The 3537-nt window shown below is 66.8% G+C and carries 2 protein-coding genes and 3 pseudogenes; 1 reads left to right on the forward strand and 4 read right to left on the reverse strand.

Features of this window, described 5'->3' with window-relative positions:
- Positions 1-55: 55 nt before the first annotated feature.
- The 4 genes and pseudogenes from IE107_RS13910 to IE107_RS13920 form a co-directional block, all read right to left on the reverse strand.
- Positions 56-673 (reverse strand): annotated as a pseudogene (locus tag IE107_RS13910) (transposase); the annotation flags it as partial.
- Between the two features lie 462 nt (positions 674-1135).
- Positions 1136-2023 (reverse strand): septum formation family protein, encoded by an 888-nt coding sequence (locus tag IE107_RS13915; RefSeq protein WP_189544048.1) that lies wholly within the window; start codon positions 2021-2023, stop codon positions 1136-1138.
- Positions 2024-2250: 227 nt separating this feature from the next.
- A pseudogene (locus IE107_RS35915) lies at positions 2251-2709 on the reverse strand (transposase); the annotation flags it as partial.
- A gap of 30 nt (positions 2710-2739) precedes the next feature.
- Complete coding sequence (locus IE107_RS13920; protein WP_189544049.1) at positions 2740-2988, reverse strand: hypothetical protein; 249 nt, start codon at positions 2986-2988, stop codon at positions 2740-2742.
- A gap of 119 nt (positions 2989-3107) precedes the next feature.
- On the opposite strand from IE107_RS13920, the pseudogene IE107_RS13925 reads away from it, so the two are divergent.
- A pseudogene (locus IE107_RS13925) lies at positions 3108-3406 on the forward strand (transposase family protein); the annotation flags it as partial.
- Between the last annotated feature and the right edge of the window lie 131 nt (positions 3407-3537).

The raw sequence follows: 3537 nt of genomic DNA on the forward strand, positions 1-3537 counted from the left end.
AAGGGCTGTCCCGTAAATGGTCTACGACGTGGCGGCTGACCAGCTTGTTCCCGTGTCACCCAGCGAGGGTGAGGCTGTGCAGGCGGGCGAGGCCGAGCATGGCGTGGTGCACGCCATCGCCCTTGAGGCGGCAATCGCGGAGGATCTTCCAGGACTACATGCGGGCGAAGGCGTGCTCGACGCGGGCGCGGACCTTGCGGTGGGAGGCGTTGTGCTCCTCTTTCCATGCGGGGAGTTCGGTCTGGCTTTCTCTCGGCGATGAGGGATGACGATGCCGGTGCCCCGGTAACCGCCGTCCGCGATCACCATGGTCTTGCCGACGGTGTCCTTCGCACCGGACAGCTCCCATGCCTTGCAGTCGTTGCGATTGCCGGGCAACGGCCGGCCGGCCGCGACAACGAGTCGGGAGTCGGCGTCGATGACAACCTGGTGGTTGGTGGAGTATCGGTAGTTCTTTGACTGCTCGGCCACAGCGTGATCACGAGTGGGGACGAGGGTGCCGTCCACGATCAACACGGTGTCCTTTCGGAACCGCTTGCTCTGCTGAAGGGCGAGCGACGGCCCGAGGCGATTGATGATGCGGTCGGCAGCCGACTTGGGGACCCCCGAACAGCGGCCCCAGTTGCCAAAGAGTCAGGTTCGTCCGCCAGTACGCGGCGCAGCGAGATGCTCGCCGACGGCACGCAAGGTGCGCCGCCGGGCGAGAACCGAGCACGCCTCGGGCTCGCAGTTCGCCGGGGTCGGACAGACGCTCTTCCGGAAGCGCGTCGAGCAGGTCGGCCTGGGCAGCGCGGATGCTGAGCGCGAAGCCTGGGCGCCGGCGCCGAGAGCGCGGCGGACAGGCACGCCGGTCATCGTACGGGCAGCACAACACCGACCGCCCCGGCCGTCGGCTTCCCGTGCGGCGGGCCGCAGCGGGGCGAGGGCGAGGCGGCCGGATCGTGCTCCAGGAGCAGTGTGTTGGACCTGGCCTGCGGTGGTCGGCCTACGTCGGCCCGTGGTCGGGACCGCGGTCGACCTGGATGTCCACGCTCAACGTCGATCCGCAGGCTCAGGCAGCCGAGGCCCTGCCCCCTGCCCCGCTCGTCCGGGGCCTGCGTCTTGATGGACACAACCCCGCTGCTTCGACAGAGCGTCAGCCCGCCCAGACCTCGGCCTCGTCGGCCGGGACGGTGGTGGCCAGCCCCAGTTCCTTGCGGGCGGCGACCGACTTGTTCGGGTCAATGCCGGTGAACGCCGGGTCGTAGGCGATGTAGAAGGTGTCGGCGTCGGCGGCGTTCGCGGCCTTCTTCCAGTTTCCGGCCGCCTTCGTCAGCGTCGCGCGGAGCTTGCCGACTTCGGTGCCCTCGATGCCGTCCAGGCCCTTGACGTGTGCGTCGAGGGCGGCCGCGACGGCCTTGGCCTGCGCCTTGTAGCCGGCCAGGTCGTCCTCGACGGCGTCCTTCTCGGACTGGTTCGCCCACAGGGCCTCGTAGACCGCGTTCGAACCCTTGAGGTACGTGTTCTGCTCGGGCTTGAGGGACTTCGCGGTGCCCAGCGAGCCGCTGAACGTGCCCTTCTCCACGGTGTAGGTGCAGCTCACCGCGCGGTCACCCGTCGCCCAGCTCTCCTTGGTCGGGGTGTAGTAGAAGAGCGCGACGCCCTTGGGGAGCGCCCAGGTGTCCGGGGCGTACTTCTGCGCCTCGGCCGGGCAGCGGGTGTCCGCGATCGTCGAGACCCCGTCGTCGCCGGGGTACCCCTTGCCCTTGTCGATCGCGAACTCGCCGACGACCTGGCCCTTGTGCGCCTCGTCGCAGGGCACGATCTCGACGGCGTACGCCGTCTCCTCGGCCTTGCCGTTCGGGTTGTAGCAGTCGCCGATGTCCAGTGAGAACACCGAACGCTGACGAGCCACCTTCTTCGCGCTGTCCTTGGCGCTGTCGACGGCGTCGGAGACGTCCGAGCATCCCACCGCACCGATCGCGAGCAGGGCGGCAACGGCAGATATGCCGCGAAGGGAGCGATACGGAGCGTGGATTTTCATGACGTGTACATCCTCTTAAGTAATCTTTATGAAGGTCGCGCGCATCGTACCCATTCCTGTGGCCCGGTTGCGCGAAGACCCCCACCTCATCGCAGCGTCTCTGACTCACGGCGGGCCGCGAGGGTTGCATCCGGGCTGCTCACAGGTGACCTGCCTCCGCCGATTGAGGATGGTGAAACAGGCCTTTAAGGACCGTTTCGTCCCGGTGGGAGCGTTTGGTTCGATGTTCAGGTGTGGCGCCAGTTGGGGGCGGATTCGCGGGTGGGGCGTCGGCTTGTGAGGTCGATCACCGCGACGTGGATTATGGATTCGGACGGTGGGAGTGGATTTCGTGGTCGCGGGCCAAACGGCGGTGGTGCACCAGCCGGCCGAAGGTCCGCTCAACCACTCAGCGCCGGGGAATGACTTTGAATCCTTTGGTACCGCGGTGGCGCTGGACGACTTGCACATCGATGCCGAGGCGGGCGCGGTAGTCGATGGCTTTGGTGCGGTAGCCGGTGTCGGCCCATCTCTTGGTCACTCGGGGGGTTCGTTGCTGTCATGTGGGACATCACATGCATGCCGCCGACGTTGGCGGAGACACTTGCCGCAGTGACCCACACGGCCACCAGCAGACCGAGGGTGTCCACTCCGATGTGGCACTGGTGACCTGCGATGTTCTCATCGGCGTCGATACCCTGCCCTGAAGTTTCCCGGTGATCTCGGACACTCGATCCTTACGCTGCGAGGTCTTGCTGGTGACGCTGCCTGGTCTCGGCCGGTGTGAGGCAGCCGAAGACTCTGTGCTTGCGCAGGCCGCGCCGGTTGTAGAACGTCTCGATGAAGGCGAGGACCTCCGTGCGGGCTGTGGCCCGGTCGGGCCAGGTGCGTGTGCCGATCTTTTCCATGAGCAGAGCCCAGAAGCTGTCCGCAGCGGCGTTGTCGAAGCGTGATCCGGTGCGGCCGCAGCTCTGCCGCAGGCCCAACTCGCCTACTTCTCGACGGAAGTCTGCTCATGTGTATTCGCCGCCGCGATCCGAGTGCGCGACGCATCCGCGGTGCAGGCGGCCGCGGCCGTGGGTCATCCGCGTGAGCAAGAACGCTCCAGCAGCGAGGAGGCGAACACATCCGTGCCGGCGACACAGGGGCCAAGGACAAGCCGACCACCGCCGACAGGGTCCCGGCCACCAGGCTCTACCTGCGCAAACTCGGCACCCGAGACCTGCTCGCCCGGCTCTTCGGAGTCAACCGCAGCCCCTCACCAGGGCCGTTCACCAAGTCCGGCCCCTCCTGGCCGAGCACGGCTACACCATTCCACCCTCGACAGCCAGGTTCCGAACGCCGGCTGACGTCACCGAGCTCCTCGCGAACAGCAACCCCACGGAGATCAAACCAGCATGTTGATCCCCTGCGAGCCCCTAAGCGCTGTCCCGAAAATGATCTACGGCATGCTGGTTTACCAGCGTTGTTTCCCAGTCATCCGGCGAGAGTGAGGTTGTGGAGGCGGGCGATGCCGAGCATGGCGTGGTGGACGC

It is taken from the genome of Streptomyces gelaticus, assembly GCF_014649535.1.
Classification (GTDB): domain Bacteria; phylum Actinomycetota; class Actinomycetes; order Streptomycetales; family Streptomycetaceae; genus Streptomyces; species Streptomyces gelaticus.